This window comes from Methylorubrum podarium (assembly GCF_040270385.1).
Classification (GTDB): Bacteria; Pseudomonadota; Alphaproteobacteria; order Rhizobiales; family Beijerinckiaceae; genus Methylobacterium; species Methylobacterium podarium.
Window position 1 is genome coordinate 1 of the sequence record NZ_JBELQE010000076.1, and the last position, 14,766, is coordinate 14,766.

Annotated in this window: 15 protein-coding genes and 1 tRNA gene; 3 read left to right on the forward strand and 13 right to left on the reverse strand. The window is 71.1% G+C overall.

All coding sequences use genetic code 11. The annotated features are described in order from the left end of the window. The 13 genes from ABS772_RS13015 to ABS772_RS13075 all read right to left on the reverse strand — a co-directional run. A partial coding sequence (locus tag ABS772_RS13015) for a hypothetical protein (RefSeq protein ID WP_350395082.1) occupies positions 1-370 on the reverse strand: 370 nt, incomplete at its 3' end. Positions 371-433: 63 nt separating this feature from the next. Then, complete coding sequence (locus ABS772_RS13020; protein WP_350395085.1) at positions 434-697, reverse strand: hypothetical protein; 264 nt, start codon at positions 695-697, stop codon at positions 434-436. A 212-nt stretch (positions 698-909) separates the two neighbouring features. Further along, positions 910-1,659 (reverse strand): Crp/Fnr family transcriptional regulator, encoded by a 750-nt coding sequence (locus tag ABS772_RS13025; protein WP_350395087.1) that lies wholly within the window; start codon positions 1,657-1,659, stop codon positions 910-912. 452 nt (positions 1,660-2,111) lie between these two features. After that, positions 2,112-2,864: a class I SAM-dependent methyltransferase gene (locus tag ABS772_RS13030; RefSeq protein WP_350395089.1), complete on the reverse strand. Its 753-nt coding sequence runs from the start codon at positions 2,862-2,864 to the stop codon at positions 2,112-2,114. Beyond that, a complete protein-coding gene (locus tag ABS772_RS13035; protein ID WP_350395091.1) occupies positions 2,861-3,361 on the reverse strand; it encodes a GNAT family N-acetyltransferase in 501 nt (166 codons plus the stop codon). Before ABS772_RS13035 ends, ABS772_RS13030 begins: the two co-directional genes overlap by 4 nt. Further along, positions 3,358-4,314, reverse strand: a complete 957-nt coding sequence (locus tag ABS772_RS13040; RefSeq protein WP_350395093.1) for a glycoside hydrolase family protein — start codon at positions 4,312-4,314, stop codon at positions 3,358-3,360. Before ABS772_RS13040 ends, ABS772_RS13035 begins: the two co-directional genes overlap by 4 nt. 13 nt (positions 4,315-4,327) lie before the next feature. After that, on the reverse strand, positions 4,328-5,290 hold the full coding sequence (locus ABS772_RS13045; protein WP_350395095.1) for a glycoside hydrolase family protein: 963 nt from the start codon (positions 5,288-5,290) through the stop codon (positions 4,328-4,330). Further along, on the reverse strand, positions 5,224-6,015 hold the full coding sequence (locus ABS772_RS13050; RefSeq protein ID WP_350395097.1) for a WbqC family protein: 792 nt from the start codon (positions 6,013-6,015) through the stop codon (positions 5,224-5,226). The genes ABS772_RS13045 and ABS772_RS13050 overlap by 67 nt, the downstream gene beginning before the upstream one ends. Further along, the gene (locus ABS772_RS13055; protein ID WP_350395099.1) at positions 6,012-7,283 is read right to left on the reverse strand and encodes a DegT/DnrJ/EryC1/StrS family aminotransferase; all 1,272 of its coding nucleotides are present in this window, start codon (positions 7,281-7,283) and stop codon (positions 6,012-6,014) included. The genes ABS772_RS13050 and ABS772_RS13055 overlap by 4 nt, the downstream gene beginning before the upstream one ends. Further along, positions 7,264-9,417: a tetratricopeptide repeat protein gene (locus tag ABS772_RS13060; RefSeq protein ID WP_350395101.1), complete on the reverse strand. Its 2,154-nt coding sequence runs from the start codon at positions 9,415-9,417 to the stop codon at positions 7,264-7,266. Before ABS772_RS13060 ends, ABS772_RS13055 begins: the two co-directional genes overlap by 20 nt. A gap of 137 nt (positions 9,418-9,554) precedes the next feature. Beyond that, positions 9,555-9,629 (reverse strand) — tRNA-Gly (locus tag ABS772_RS13065). 116 nt (positions 9,630-9,745) lie between these two features. Then, positions 9,746-10,222: an NUDIX domain-containing protein gene (locus ABS772_RS13070; protein ID WP_350395104.1), complete on the reverse strand. Its 477-nt coding sequence runs from the start codon at positions 10,220-10,222 to the stop codon at positions 9,746-9,748. Between the two features lie 43 nt (positions 10,223-10,265). Continuing rightward, positions 10,266-10,961: a fumarylacetoacetate hydrolase family protein gene (locus ABS772_RS13075; protein WP_350395107.1), complete on the reverse strand. Its 696-nt coding sequence runs from the start codon at positions 10,959-10,961 to the stop codon at positions 10,266-10,268. Between the two features lie 196 nt (positions 10,962-11,157). On the opposite strand from ABS772_RS13075, the gene ABS772_RS13080 reads away from it, so the two are divergent. From ABS772_RS13080 to ABS772_RS13090, 3 genes are all read left to right on the forward strand, one after another. After that, entirely contained in the window at positions 11,158-12,627 is a 1,470-nt protein-coding gene (locus tag ABS772_RS13080; protein WP_350395109.1) for an FAD-binding oxidoreductase, read from the forward strand. A gap of 379 nt (positions 12,628-13,006) precedes the next feature. Next, positions 13,007-13,300, forward strand: coding sequence for a DUF2218 domain-containing protein (locus ABS772_RS13085; protein WP_350395111.1), 294 nt, complete (start codon positions 13,007-13,009; stop codon positions 13,298-13,300). Between the two features lie 76 nt (positions 13,301-13,376). Further along, the gene (locus ABS772_RS13090; protein WP_350395113.1) at positions 13,377-14,636 is read left to right on the forward strand and encodes an aminopeptidase; all 1,260 of its coding nucleotides are present in this window, start codon (positions 13,377-13,379) and stop codon (positions 14,634-14,636) included. Positions 14,637-14,766 lie beyond the last annotated feature (130 nt).

A 14,766-nucleotide genomic window follows, 5' to 3' on the forward strand; every position in this document is an offset into this window, starting at 1 on the left:
CCCAACCCGGCCAACCTGCGCCCCCATTCCGTCCCCGAGCGGGTGGCCCCCCCCCCCCGCCACCCGTACCTCCGCCCTCCCCGGCCCGGGGCTCTTCCGGCTGGCGCGGGTCGTCGGCCACGCGCTCGGCATCGACTTGGAGCCGAAGGTTGCAGGCTTTCGGAGCCAGTGCGCCGTCCGGCGTGCAGGCGTCGTGGCGGGCGCAGGCCGCGTCGAGCGCATCGACGGGGGCCGCCGGCGCATTGTTGCCCGGCCCGCAGTAATTGCCGTGCAGCAGCATGGGGGGACCCTCGACCGCGGCGGCGGTCTGGGTCAGCGCGGGCAGCGTCAGGCCAGCGGCCAGAAGAAGAGGAAGAATCGAACGCGTCATCGAAAGGCGGGTCTCCTGTACTGGATCGGGAGCGGGCGCGGAGACAAGCTCCGGCTGCGGCCCTCAGCGGAGGCTCGCGGAGCGCCGCCCGGCCGGCGAGGCCATCCCCTCGTCGAAGGCGGCCCGGCATCCGGGGCTGAGGCTCTCCCGCTGAGCCTTCATGCAGCTCACGATGCGGCCGCGGTCGGGGATCGACGTCAGGCACAGCCGCATGACGTCGTCGCGGCAGAGGGCCGCCTGCTCTTCCTCGCCGGCCCGCACGCTGGCCGTGCCGGTGGCCGAGAAGGCGATCAGAGCCAGCACCGTGCGGGTTCCGATCCTCATCATCGAACGTCTCCTGTCTCCTGCCGACCGGGCAGCGGCTCCGGCCAAGGTCCGACGGTGAACGCCACGAGATGTCGGCTCGTTCCTCGGGCCAGCGAGAGCGCCGGCTTCCGCCCCCCTCCGTCGGAATGCGCCGGCGGCGGCCTGACTCGGCCGGAGAGCGTCCGCCGGGGCACGGCACGCAGCCGCGACCGCCGGATCCGGAGGCGTCGGCCTCAGGCCGCTTCCGGCATTTCCCGGTGCAGGTAGTTCGGCCGGAACTCGGCCATCTCCATGAGGCGTTCCAGCTCGGTCAGCGTGAGGCGCCTCCCCTTGCGCTCGATCAGCCCGGCGCGCTTGAGCTCGCCCAGCGATCGGTTCACGTGCACGCTGGTCATGCCGGTGGTGTCGGCGAGGTCGAGCTGCGTGATCGGCAGGTCGTAGCTGTTCCCGAGGGTCAGCCCCACCGCCCGCAGGCGCACGAGCAGCTCGCAGAACAGGTGGGCGAGGCGCTCCACGGCGGAGCGCCGGCCGAGATTCATGATCCACTCGCGCAGGATCGCCTCGTCGACGAGCGCGGCCATGCGCAGGCCGCCGGCCACGGCCGGGCGCGCCCGCAGGTCACGGCTGGCCTCGGGCGCCACCCGCGCGACGCGGCAGGTGGAGAGCGTGCCGATGGTGTGGTCCATCCGGTTCAGGACCGAGGCGTCGAAGTCGCAGACATCTCCCGGAACGAGGTAGGCCATGATCTGGCGTGCCCCGTTCTCCCGCAGCTTGTAGCGGCAGGCGAAGCCCTCCGTGATCGCGATCATGCCCTCGGGCCGGTCGCCCTCGCGGACGAGGTCCGTGCCTGACGGGACCAGCCGCGTGCCCGCCTCGACCATCGCCAGGGCGGCCGCATCCGCCTCCTCCAGCCTGCCGAACCCTTGCAGCTTGCGCGAGAGAGGCCCGCTGACCGCCGCTCCGCCGCCCGGCACGACCTTCATCCTGCCCGTCCCGCCGGCCCGGCCGGCTCATCCCGCGTGTCGAGGACGCCGCGGGACCGCGCCGGCCCGCTCACGCGGTCGCCCGCTCCCGCGAGAGGATCCGCTCGGAGCAGCAGAAAGACGTTTCCTCGGTTCGGCTCTTCCATGTCCGTACTCGGAAAATGAAGCGTTCACGCCGCTGTAAGGGTAAGCGCCACAACGGGTTTAAACGTCGCCGGAGCGGCGTGTAAGATGGCTCATGCCGTCGGTGTGATTCCCGACATTGCGAGGCTTATTGTGATTTCGCTTCGTGAGTAGGGCTGTCTTCGATTGACGTTGTCAATCTTCTTCGACGTCGGATCGAAGAGGCCTGTTTCCGGAGAGCTTGAGTGTTGGCGCTTGGACGCGTCGAACACGGATGTATCTCGGTCTCGTCCTTTCGGGCAGGCTGGCGGCCCGCTCGCGGGAGGCCGCTAACCGTTCCGAGCGCCGCGTTCGCAGACGAGGTAGATGCTGGCGCAGAGGTCCGGGTAGAGCTGACCCAGGGCGTAGCAGCCGTCGAGATAGGCCGGTGAGACGATGTCGGTCTTCAGCAGGGCGTCCCACTGGAAGTTCGCCAGCGCCTTGAAGAAGACGCCGGAGCGGTGGATCACCCGCAGGCCCGCGGCGGCGGCGTCCCGTTCCAGGGTGTCGAGGCTGTAGGTGCAGCGGTGGCCGTGCTGCCGCTCGGCCTCGGTGACGGCGGCGTTGTGGGAGATCAGGCCCATCTTCACCGCGATCTGGCGGGACGGCGCGTTGGCGTTCGGGCAGGCCAGCAGCAGGCGCCCGCCCTCCGACAGCCATTCCGCGTTGACGCGCCTGAGCACCCCGACCGGGTCGTCGAGATGTTCGAGCACGTGGGTGAGGACGACCGTGTCGTAGCGGGCGGGCAGCGCGACCGTCTCGAAGGTCGCGTGGACGAACCGCACGCTCTCGCCGAGCCGCCCCCGCGCCGCGTCGATCGCCTCGCCCGAGGCCTCGACGCAGGTGATGTCGTCGAAGAACGGCGTCAGGCGCCGGGTGAAGTCGCCCCGGAAGCTGCCGAGTTCGAGCAGGCGGCCGGGGCGGAAGAACGGCTCGAAGGCGCGCACCATGTATCTGTGCATCACGTCGAGGTCGAAATCGTAGGCGTAGCGGTGGCCCTCCACGTCCTGCGTCTCACGGTCGAAATCGCGTCCGGCGCTCATGGTCTGGCCTCCCTGCCTCGGTCCTGGGATGTCGTCCCCGCGACCGGACCCGCCGCCGCGAGGTCGAGCGAGAGGTGCAGCGTTCGGTCGTCCCGCGCGTCCTCGGTGAAGCCGAGCCGGCGATACAGGCCGAGGGCCGACGCCGCGCGGTCCACGCTCAGCGCGATCCGCGCGAAGCCGAGGCCGCGGGCATGGGCGATCGCCGCCGCGAGCAGGCGGCCGCCGAGCCCCTCCCCGGTCCGGTCCGGCACCACGCTGACGCTCGTCACGAAGGCGCAGATGCGGGCCGGATCGTTGCAATAGACCGCCACCAGGCCGATCAGCGCCGGGCCGTCCCAGGACTCGAACCGCTCGGCGCGCGCGGCGAGCTTGGCGGCGTAGTCGGGGATCGCCACCCGCCGGTCGAGCGGCGGCGTGAAGGTCCGCGCGCAGGCCGTCAGATGGGCCTCGACATCCTCCGCCCGGGAGCGGTTACGCGCGACGGCCGGCCCGGTCACGGTTCGAGCCGCGCGGCGCCGAAGCCGAAGCGGCCGAAGGCGTTGCCGTTGTAGAGGAGGTAGGTCTCGCCTTCGCAGGTGAAGACGTGGGGGTAGCACTGCATGTCCGCGTCCCAGTCGCCGGGCGTTCCGGCGAGGGTCAGCCGCGCATCGTCCCGCGTCCAGTCCGCGAGGTCGTCGGACCACGCGTGGCCGATCCGGTAGCCGCGGCCGGGATCGGTGCGGAAGCCGACGGGCTCGCGGTAGCAGAACACCATGTGGCGGCGGGGGCCCCGGTCGAACACGCAGGGAAGTGCCTGGGCCTCCTCCGGGCCGAGGCGGTCGGCGACGATCCGGCGCCCCTCCTCCTTGGTCCACGCGATGCCGTCCGAAGAGGTGGCGTGCCCGATCTTGTAGACCCGCTCCGGCGCCGCGCCGGATCCGGCGGCGCTCCAGGCGGTGCCGAAGATGTACCACATGTGGAACAGGCCATCGATCACGCGCACGGAGCCGTCGGCGACGAGGAACGGCTCGTTGAGGGTGGCGCCCAGCACCGGGCCGGCGCCGTGCCGCTCGAAGGACAGACCGTCGTCCCGGCTGACGGCGAGCCCGATGCCGGTCTCCACCGGCACCGAGACGCGCCGGCTCCAGCCCGTGGTGTAGCCGTAGACGAGGCCGTCGTGGCGCAGCACGTTCATCGGGAAGATGCCGTGCTCGTCGAAGGTGCCGAGATCGCCCGGGGCGATGACCGGCCGCTGCGCGAGCCCGAGCACCGCGCTCAGATCCTTGCGCATGTCCACGAAGGCGACGTGGCTGAGATACTGCCCATTCGGCTCGCGGCTGCGGGTCGAGAAGAAGATCCGCACCCGGTCGTCGAGGACGAGCGCCTGCGGCGACTGCGCGAATTCCCCGCTCCCGAAGGGCAGCGGGTGCGCCCGCAGGTCGAAGACGAGGCCGAGCTTGGTCCAGCGCATGGGGTCGGGCCGGTCAGTCGAGGGGGCCGTCGAGGGCGGCGAGGCCGAAGCCGCCGCGGCCGACCTCGTTGCCGAGATAGGCGAGATAGGTCCGGCCATCGACGGTGAAGACGTGGGGGTAGCTGATCATCTGCGCGTCCCAGCCCTCCTCCGACACGTCGATGCCGCAGCGCCCGTCGTCGCGGGTCCAGGTCAGGAGGTCGTCGCTCCAGGCGTAGCCGATGCGGTAGCCGCCCTCGCGGCTGCGGAAGCCGGCGCTGTAGCGGAAGCAGAAATGCATGTGGTAGCGCCCGTTCGCCTCGAACACGTCGGGGCTCGCCTGGGCCTCGTCCGCCTCGATCCGCGGCGGGATCAGGTCGCGGTTCGCCTTGGTCCAGGTGAGGCCGTCGGGCGAGGTCGCCATGCGGATGCGGTAGACCGGCTCGGCCCGGCCCTCGACCCGCTTCCAGCGGCGTCCGGCGATGTAGAACAGGTACCACGTGTCGCCGAAGCGCCGGACCTTGGGCCCGCTCATCACGAAGGGCTCGTCCGGCGAGTAGGGCAGGATCGGCCCCGGTCCCAGACGTTCGAAGCGGCGCCCGCCGTCATGGCTCACCGCGCAGCCGATCGCCGTGTTGAACGGAACCGAGACGCAGCGCGTCCAGCCGGCATAGTAGGCGCGCACCGCGTCGCCCGTGCGGATGACCGAGACCGGGTAGACGCCGAACTCGTCGAAGGTGCCGGGGCCGCCGAGCGGCAGGATCGGCGCCTCGGCGACCGCGCGCACGCGGAACAGGTCGCCCCGGTCGAGATCGACGTAGGCGCTGTAGCTGACGTACTGGCCGTCGGCGTCGGCCTCCGGGCGGCAGGAGAAGTACATCCGCACCACGTCGTCGCAGACGAGGGCGGCGGGCGCCTGGGCGAAGGCCTTCAGCCAGGGACGGCCGCCGACGCTTGCGGGATCGAAGACGCGGCCGAGCTTGCGCCAGCGGGGCACGGGGCATCCTCCGCCTCGATGAGATCGTAGCCGCCGGCCAGCAGGGCCGCGAGCGCGGATCGCGGGTTGAACATCAGCACGTCGAGGATCGACAGCCAGGGCACGAAGGGGTGCGGTCCCTGAGCATAGGCGAAGGGCCGTGCCCGCAGGAAGCGCAGGGCGATGCCCCGCCGCGCGAAGGCAGCCGGATCGTAGAGGGTGGTGCCGCCGATCGGGTTGACGTAGGTCGCCGCGCCCAGCCGCTCGCACAGGTCGATCACCCGGTCCTGCCGCCGCAGGTCGGTCGTGCCCTCGATCGCCGAGGCGGTGCGGATCGGCGTGGCGATGGCGAGATGCGCGCAGGTCCGCAGCAATCCGTGCCGCAGGTGGTCGAACAGGTCCGTGCTCGCGTAGCCCAGAACCTCCTCGACGAGCGGCATGGTCTCGCGCCGGTGCGGCGCGTGGCGATAGGCCTGGGCGATCTGGGCGCAGAGCCGGTCCGGCTCGAACCCCGCCGCGACGCGCCGCTCGCGGATGTCGAGATGGTCCGAATCCTTCTCCAGCGGCAGCGTGAAGGTCACGGGTTCGCCGTCGCGCAGGAAGCGGTTGCGGTTGATCCAGCCCTTCTTGGTGTACTTCACGGTGTCGTAGATCACGAACTGATCGACCGCCGCGATGAGCTGGAAGTAGCCGATATAGGGGAAGAGATAGGGCTGCATGATCGCGGCCGTGACGGGCGCCGTCATGGCCGGGCGATCCGCCGGACGATCCGGGCCACGATGGCGGGATCGAGGTCGGGGTAGATCGGCAGGCACAGCACCCGGTCGGCGGCCGCGGACGCCACGGGCAGATCCTCCCGCCGGGCGCTCGGCAGCGTCCGGTACATCGGAAAATCCGAGATCAGCGGATGGAAGTAGCGCCGCGGGTGGATGCCGTCGCGCTTGAGCGCATCGTAAAGCGCGTCGCGGCCGATCGGATAGTCGGGTCCGACCAGGATCGGGAAATAGGCGTAGTTGGCCGCGCTCTCGCCCGGAAAGTCCAGGCAGCGGATGCCGGGGATGCCCTGCAGGCCCTCCCGATAGGCGGCGTCGACGGCCCGGCGCTGGGCGAGCGCGGTGCCGATATGCCGGAGCTGGACGAGGCCGAGCGCCGCGTTCAGCTCGCTCATCTTGCCGTTGAGGCCGACATCCGGAACCGAGGTCTCGCCGTCGTGGCCGAAGTTCTTGAGCTTGTCGATCCGGTCCTTCATCGCCGGGTCGGCGCAGACGATGGCGCCGCCCTCGAAGGTGTTGAACACCTTGGTGGCGTGAAAGCTGAGCACCGACAGGTCGCCGTGGTTCAGCACGCTCACGCCGCCATGGTCCACGCCGAAGGCGTGGGCGGCGTCGTAGATCACCTTGAGCCCGTGCCGGTCGGCGATGGCCCCGATCGCCTCCACGTCGCAGGGCCGGCCGTAGCAGTGGACCGGCAGGATCGCGCTGGTGCGCGGCGTGATCGCCGCCTCGATCCGGGCGGGATCGAGGTTGAGGGTCACCGGGTCGATGTCGACGAAGACGGGGGTGAGCCCGCTCCAGAGCAGGGCGTGCGAGGTCGCGACGAAGGAATAGGGCGTCGTGATCACCTCGCCCGTGAGATCGAGCGCCCGCAGGGCCATGATCAGCGCGGTCGTCGCGTTGTTGAACAGGGCGACCTGTGGCACGCCGAGATGGTGGCGCAGGCGCGCCTCCAGCTCGCGGTGGAACGGACCGCCATTGGTCAGGATCCGCGTCTGCCAGATCTGCCGCAGCAGTGGCTCGAACTCTTCCAGGGGCGGCAGGAACGGCCGGGTGACGTAGACCGGATCGGCCGCGCTCTCCGCTCCCAGGGCCGCGCCCGAAGCCGTTTCCGGGGCGGTGTCGAGGACCCGTGCGAATTCCTGCTCCAGCCGGCGCAGGGTCGCCTGCACGGGGAGCTCGCGCTCGGGGCGCGGGAGGCTTTTCGCCTCGGGGGCGGGATCAAGCGGCGCGGTTCGCATCGGCCCAGCGCCTCCACATGGCGCGGAAGGCGTCCCCGACCTCCCCGGCGAAGCGGGCGTGATCCATCAGCGCGCTGGCGAAGACGCGTTCGCGAAGCCCCGAGCGGAGCGCGCGCAGACGCTCGCGATCACTGGCGAGGGCGACGGCGACGGCCGCGTAATCCTCCGGCGTCGCCGCCGCGAATTCCTCTAGCCCGACCGCCCTCAGGGCGGCGATGCCCGTGCGCGCGGCGGCGTGGGTGCCGGCCAGGGCGATGAAGGGCACGCCCATGGCGAGCGTGTCGCAGCTCGTCGTGCCGCCGTTATAGGGGAAGGAATCCAGCGCGATGTCGATCTCGTGGTAAAGATAGAAGTAGCCGCTGGTGACGCGCGGGTGCAGGCGCACCCGCTCGAGCGGCAGGCCGGCCCGCACCAGGCGTGCCTCGACCTCGGCCCGGATCTCCGGCGTGTTCATGTCGGCAGCGACCATGAACAGGCGCGCATCGGGCAGCGCCGTCAGGATCTCGGCCCAGGCCTCCAGCGCCCGGTCGCCGATCTTCTCGAGGCGGTTCATGGTGCCGAAGGTGACGAAGCCGTTGTCCTCGAACGGCGCGCGTTCGCGCACCGGCGGGATGTCGCCGGGCGCCTCGTAGGTGGCCGACACGCCCGGCAGCCGCCACAGCGTCTCGGTGTGCAGCGTGTCCGACAGGCCGGGCTCGTCGTGGCCGAAATCGGTCAGGCGGTAATCCATGGCGCGCAGGCCGGTCGTCGCGGGATGGCCGATCCAGGTGACCTGAACCGGTGCCGGCTTGCGGGCGAAGACGAGCAGGCGGTGGCCGGCGCTGTGGCCCGACAGATCGACGAGGATGTCGATGGCGTCGGCCTCGATCCGGTCGGCGGCCGCGTCGTCGTCCAGGGCGGCGATGTTGTGCCAGACGTCGAAGAGCGGGCGCAGGCGCGCCGAGACCCCGTCCTCGCCGACCTGGGTCATGTAGGCGCGCGTCTCGAACCGCGTCCGGTCGAAGTGGCGCAGGAACGGCTCGATGAACCGGGCCACGGCGTGGGTGCAGAGATCGCCCGAGACGAACCCGACCCGCAGGCGCCGGTCGGGATCGCGGTCGTTGGCGAAGGGCCGCCGCCGCAGGAGGGGATCGGCGATGCGCGCCCCGAAGCTCCGGGCGTCGGCGGCGTACGCGGTCGGCGGAACGCCCTCGGCGTAGAGCTTGGCGAAGAGCCGGTTCGAATGGGCCGCGACGTTGAACGGATCCAGCGCCAGCGCCCGGTCGAAGCTCGCGATCGCCTCGGGCAGGCGGCCGAGGCTCTTCAGGCCGCAGCCGAGGTTGATGTGGGCGCCGAAGAAGTTCGGCTTGAGCGCGATCGAGCGCCGGGCGTGGCTGACGGCGGAGGCGTGGTGCCCGATGCGCTGGAGCACGCCGGACAGGTTCGAATGCGCGATGGCGAGATCGGGATCGAGCGCGATCGACTTCTCCAGCGCCGCGATCGCGCCCGGGTAGTCGTTGAGGTTGATGAGGAGGGCACCGAGGCTGCTGAAGAAGCCGGCGTTGTCGGGCTCGCGGTAGATCGCGATGCTGAACAGGTCGTAGGCCTGCTGGTGACGGCCGCTCCGGGCGGCGGCGGCGCCCGCGAGATGGGTCGCCTTGGCGTGGGTGTCGTCCAGGCCGATGACGAGATCGAACAGGATCTCGGCGGTGGGCAGGTCGTCCGCCTCGTAATGCGCCTGGCCGAGGGTGAAGGCCTGATCGATGAAATCCTTGAGGACCGCGCGGGTCTCGTCGTCGGGGAGGCCCTGCTCGCGAAAGCGCTCCATGAGCGCGCGCGCCTCGTTCACCCGGTTCAGCGTCAGCAGCGTGGTGGCGAGGGCGAGCCAGTAGGCCGGCCGCTCGGGCGCGGCCCGGAGGGCAGCAACGAAGTGCGGCACCGCCGAGGCCGGCGCCTCGGTCCGGGTGGTGAACAGCCCGAGTTCGAAATGCGCCCCGGCATGGCCCGGCGCGGCCTCGATCGCGAGTTCGAGGTTGCGGCGCGCCTTGTGGAACCGGCCGGCGGCGCGGTGCGTCGCGGCCTTGGCGAGGTAGCGCTCGACCGGCTCCGCGGCCGATCCCCGCCCGAGCGCGCGCGTTGTCCGATGTTCGAGCATGCCCGGCCTTCCTGCACCGGCCGGACGTTAGGAATTGTTTGGCTAACAGACCGTTAACGCGTGCCGGAAGGCGGCCCAAAACGACGAAAGCCGCCCAAGGGCGGCTTCTCGTAGGTCGGTCAGTTTATTGAGGAAACTGGAGCGGGCGAAGGGATTCGAACCCTCGACCCCAACCTTGGCAAGGTTGTGCTCTACCCCTGAGCTACACCCGCTCTCTTGTCCGTCCGTGCGGCGCCGTGGGCGCCCCCGTCGGTGGGGCTGTGTAAACACCATCCCGCCGGAGGATGCAAGCGCCAAGTTCGCGGCGCGTTCGAGATTTTTGCGCGGCTCACCAAAGCTCGGCCGGAGGCTGTCCGTCGCGGATCTCGGCGAGCCGGGCGCGGGTGGCGCGGGTGGTGTCGGGCGGCAGCGCGTCGAGGGGGAAGAACCCGGCCTCGGCGATCTCGCGGTCGGGCCGCTTCGGGCCCGCCACCGTGAAGGCCGGGGCGATGTAGAGGGCGATGTGGTCGCGGCGCAGCGCGCCCGGGTTGAGGAAGAAGCCGTGCAGCCGCAGGCCGGCCTCGGGCGCCACCACGATCTCGGCCTCCTCGCGGAACTCCCGCGCCATCGCCGCGGGGCCGCTCTCGCCCGGATCGATCCCGCCGCCCGGCAGGTGCCAGCCGGCGACGTAGGTATGGCGCACGAGGCACACCCTACCCTGCCCGTCGACGGCGACTCCGCGCACGCCCAGCGTCATGCCGCGGGTCACGAGCGCGGCGCGCAGGGCCAAGCGGTGGAGCCACGGGCGGTCGAGATTCAGCATCATGCCGGGTCTTGTAGACGGTGGCGCCCCGCCCGTCGCGCTTCGCCTACACGACCCGCAGCGCGATCGTCCCGATCCCGTCGATCCGCGCGCTCATGGTCTGTCCGCGCCGCACCGCCCCGACGCCCGAGGGCGTCCCGGTGAAGATCAGGTCGCCGGGATGCAGCTCGAAATAGGTCGAGAGCAGCGCGACCTGCTCGGGCACCGACCAGATCATCTCGGAGAGGTCGCCCCGCTGGCGCTCGTTGCCGTCGACGGAGAGCGTGATCGCACCGGAACGCGGGTGGCCGATGACACCCGCCGGCCGCAGGGGACCGATCGGTGCGGAGAAATCCGCCGCCTTGCCGAGCTCCCAGGGGCGCGCCTGCCGCTTGGCCTCGTCCTGAAGGTCGCGCCGGGTCATGTCGAGGCCGACGGCGTAGCCGTAGACGTGGGTGCCGGCGCTCTCCACCGGGATGTCGCGCCCACCCCGCCCGAGGGCGGCCACCAGCTCCACCTCGAAATGGTAGTTCTCGGTGCGCGGCGGATAGGGATGCTCGACGATCGTGCCCTCGGGCACGACCTGGAGCGTGTCGGCGGGCTTGAGGAAGAAGAAGGGCGGGTCGCGCTCGTCGGCGCCCATCTCGCGGGCATGGGCCCGGTAGTTGCGGCCCACGCAATAGACCCTGCGCACGGGAAACAGGTCGGCGCTGCCCTGGATCGGCAGCGTGGCGCGCGACGGGTTCGGAATCACGGACAGCATGGCGCCTCAAGCCTCGTCTTGGTCAGGACGATGGAACGCAATCGATCGGGCGGCGATCCGCCGCGGGAAGGAAACCCGCAAATGCCCCGAGCGTGCCATTCCTTCCGCGTGCCTTTCCCCGGCATCCACCGATCCTCGGTGCAATCCCCTCTCTCCCGGCCTATCTGAACCGGACGATGCCTTCGCCCGCCCGCCGATGACCGACGCCCGCTCCGCCCAGGACCACTCCGCTCAGGACCGCCTCCTCGCCGCGCTCTCCGAGCGGCTCGGGGCGCGGCACGTGCGCACCGATCCGGCGGGAATCGCGCCGCATCTCGTTGAGTCGCGCGGGCTCTATCGCGGCCACGCGCTCGCCGTCGTGGCGCCGGGCACGACCGAAGAGGTCGCCTTCACCGTGCAGGCCTGCGGGCAGGCGCGGGTGCCGGTGGTGGCGCAGGGCGGAAATACCGGTCTCGTCGGCGGCGGCGTGCCCTTCGGCGGGATCGTGCTGTCCCTGACCCGTCTCGACCGGCTGCGCGCGATCGATCCCCTCGGCGCCAGCATGACGGTGGAGGCCGGCATGATCCTCGCCGACGTGCAGGCCGCCGCCGCGGAGGCGGGGATGCTGTTTCCGCTCTCCTGGGCGGCGGAGGGGACGGCGCGGATCGGCGGCGGGCTCGCCACCAATGCCGGCGGCCTGGCGGTGCTGGCCTACGGCAACGCCCGCGACCTCGTGCTCGGCCTCGAAGTCGTGCTCGCCGACGGCCGGGTCTGGAACGGGCTCAAGGCGCTGCGCAAGAACAACGCGGGCTACGACCTCAAGCACCTCTTCATCGGCTCGGAGGGCACCCTCGGCATCATCACCGCCGCGACCCTGAAGCTATACCCGAAACCCCTCTCGACCTGCGTCGGCTTCGTCGGCCTCCCCTCGGCGCGGGCGGCGCTCGCCCTGTTCGAGCGGATGCGGGCGGGCGCCGACCGGGGGCTGACGGCCTTCGAGTACATCCCCCGCTTCGGCCTGGAGATGGTGCTCCGGCACGGGATCGACGTGCGCCCGCCGCTCGCCGGCGCCCATGCGGCCTACGCCCTCGTCGAGCTGTCCTCCCCCCGCCCCGGCGCCGACGCCCGCGCGGAGATGGAGGCGCTGCTCGCCGGGGCGATGGAGGCGGGACTGGTGGAGGACGCGGTGATCGGCGGCAGCGCGGCGCAGGACTCCGCCCTGTGGCGCCTGCGCGAATTGCTGCCCGAGGTGCAGAAGGCGGAGGGCGGCTCGATCAAGCACGACGTCTCGCTGCCGCTCTCCCAGCTGGCCGACTTCCTGGAGGAGGCGAGCGCCGCCTGCGAGGCGGCGATGCCGGGCCTGCGCCCCTGCCCGTTCGGGCATTTCGGCGACGGCAACATCCACTTCAACCTGACCCAGCCGGTCGGCATGGCGAAGGCGGAGTTCCTGAGCCAGTGGGGCCGCTTCAACGCCATCGTCCACGGCATCGTCGAGCGGATGGACGGCTCGATCGCCGCCGAGCACGGCATCGGCCTGATCAAGCGCGACGAACTCGCCCGCACCGCCGATCCCGTCGGGCTCGACCTGATGCGGCGGCTCAAGGCCAGCCTCGACCCGCACGACCTGCTCAATCCGGGGAAGGTCGTGGCCCTCTCCGACGATCCGCCGCCGGCCCTTCCGGTGTGAAGGCCGGTGTGACGGCACGCACGCGGGAACGCGCGACGTCGCCAGTTGGTTATTGTGCAACGCACAAGATGGCGGCATGATCCCGGCCACAGGGGCGGGAATCAGTCTTGCGCGCAACCGGAATAACGTCCCGGATGATGAAATCGTTAACCTTTGCGACCCGACAATCGCCCTCTGCGGCGACCGGTGACGGAACGGCCCGCCTCGGTTTTGTCGCATGACGATTTTACGCCCTCGTCCCACATGCTGCATTGCGGCGCTTTCCGGCCGGAAGGCGATGCGCCGCAGCGGCGGGCGGCGGGGGCGCCCCATTCGACGCGGGCCGTGCGGCGCTCCCGGGGAGCGCTCCCGCCCGCACCGACTTTAGAGGAGACCGACCATGCCCATTTCACAGGCCCGGGTGCCGACCGCGGAAGCGAGCCGCTACCTCAAGCAGCTTTGCCGGCACTGGAGCCACAAGTTCCCGGTCGAGGAGAGCGGTGACAAGGGCCGGGTTCCGTTCGGCGAGGACCGCATCTGCACCTTCGTGGCGAGCTCCGATGCCCTCCTGATGCAGGTCGCCACGCCCGACCCGGCCGGCCTGACGCGGCTGGAGAATGTCGTCTCCGACCACCTCCTGCGCTTTGCCTTCCGCGAGAATCTGGGCGAGATCACGTGGTCGCGCGCGGCCTGAGCCGCGGATCGGTCTGACGGACCGGTTCCAGGCCGGGGAGACGGCGCGCGGCGGCACAGCCTGGAGATTCACGTCCATGAGCCAGACGCCGGGAACGGTCGCCCTCCCCTTCACCGAGCGCCTCGACCGGCTGGCGGAGGTCGCCGTGCGGGTCGGCCTCGGATTGCAGCCGGGCCAGGAACTGGTCCTGACCGCGCCGCTCGAAGCGGTGCCGCTGGCCCGCGCGATCACCGAGCACGCCTACAAGGCCGGCGCCTCGCTGGTCACCACCTTCTACGCGGACGACGCCGCGACGCTCGCCCGCTTCGCCCACGCCCCCGACGCGGCCTTCGACAAGGCCGCCGGCTGGCTCTACGCCGGCATGGCCGACGCCTACCGCAACGGCGCGGCGCGGCTCGCCATCTCCGGCGACGACCCTTCGCTGCTGGCGGGCCAGGATCCGGCCAAGGTCGCCCGGGCCAACCGCTCGCGCTCGCAGGCCTACGTGCCGGCGCTGGAACTGATCGCGGGCTTCTCCACCAACTGGACCATCGTCTCGGCGGCCACCAAGCCCTGGGCGCGCACGGTCTTTCCCGACCTGCCCGAGGACGAGGCGGTCGCCCGGCTGTGGGACGCGGTCTTCGCCGCCTCGCGCATCGACGGACCCGACCCCGTCGCCGCCTGGGGCGCGCACAACCGCGACCTCGCCCGCCGCACCGAGCGGCTCAACGGGTCCCGCTTCTCGGCCCTGCATTTCCGCGGTCCCGGCACCGACCTGACGGTCGGGCTGGCCGACGACCACGAATGGTGCGGCGGCGCGACGAGGGCCAAGAACGGCATCGTCTGCAACGCCAACATCCCGACGGAGGAGGTGTTCACGACGCCGCACCGGGCGCGTGTGGAGGGCACCGTCGCCAGCACCAAGCCGCTCTCCTACCAGGGCACGCTGATCGACGAGATCCGCGTGCGCTTCTCACAGGGGCGCATCGTCGAGGCGCGGGCGCGCACCGGCGGCGACGTGCTCGCCAAGGTGCTCGACACCGACGAGGGCGCGGCCCGCCTCGGCGAGGTGGCGCTGGTGCCCGCCTCCTCGGCGATCTCGGCCTCGGGGCTCCTGTTCTACAACACGCTCTACGACGAGAACGCCGCGAGCCACATCGCCCTCGGACAGGCCTACTCGAAATGTTTTCGCGACGGCGGCGAGGGCCTGAGCGAGGCGGATCTCGCCGAGCGCGGCGCCAACCGCAGCCTGATCCACATCGACTGGATGATCGGCTCGGCCGAGATCGACGTGGACGGGATCACCGCCTCGGGCGAGCCGGTGCCGGTGATGCGCCGCGGCGAGTGGGCCGATTGATGCGCTCTCCGCTTTATCGCGTCGGCCGCCGCCCTCTCCTCCCCCTTGTGGGGAGGAGGCAGGAGGTGGGGGTGGTTCAGGATGAGTCTGATAAAAACATAAGAACCAGCCGAACAAACTCCATGTTTAG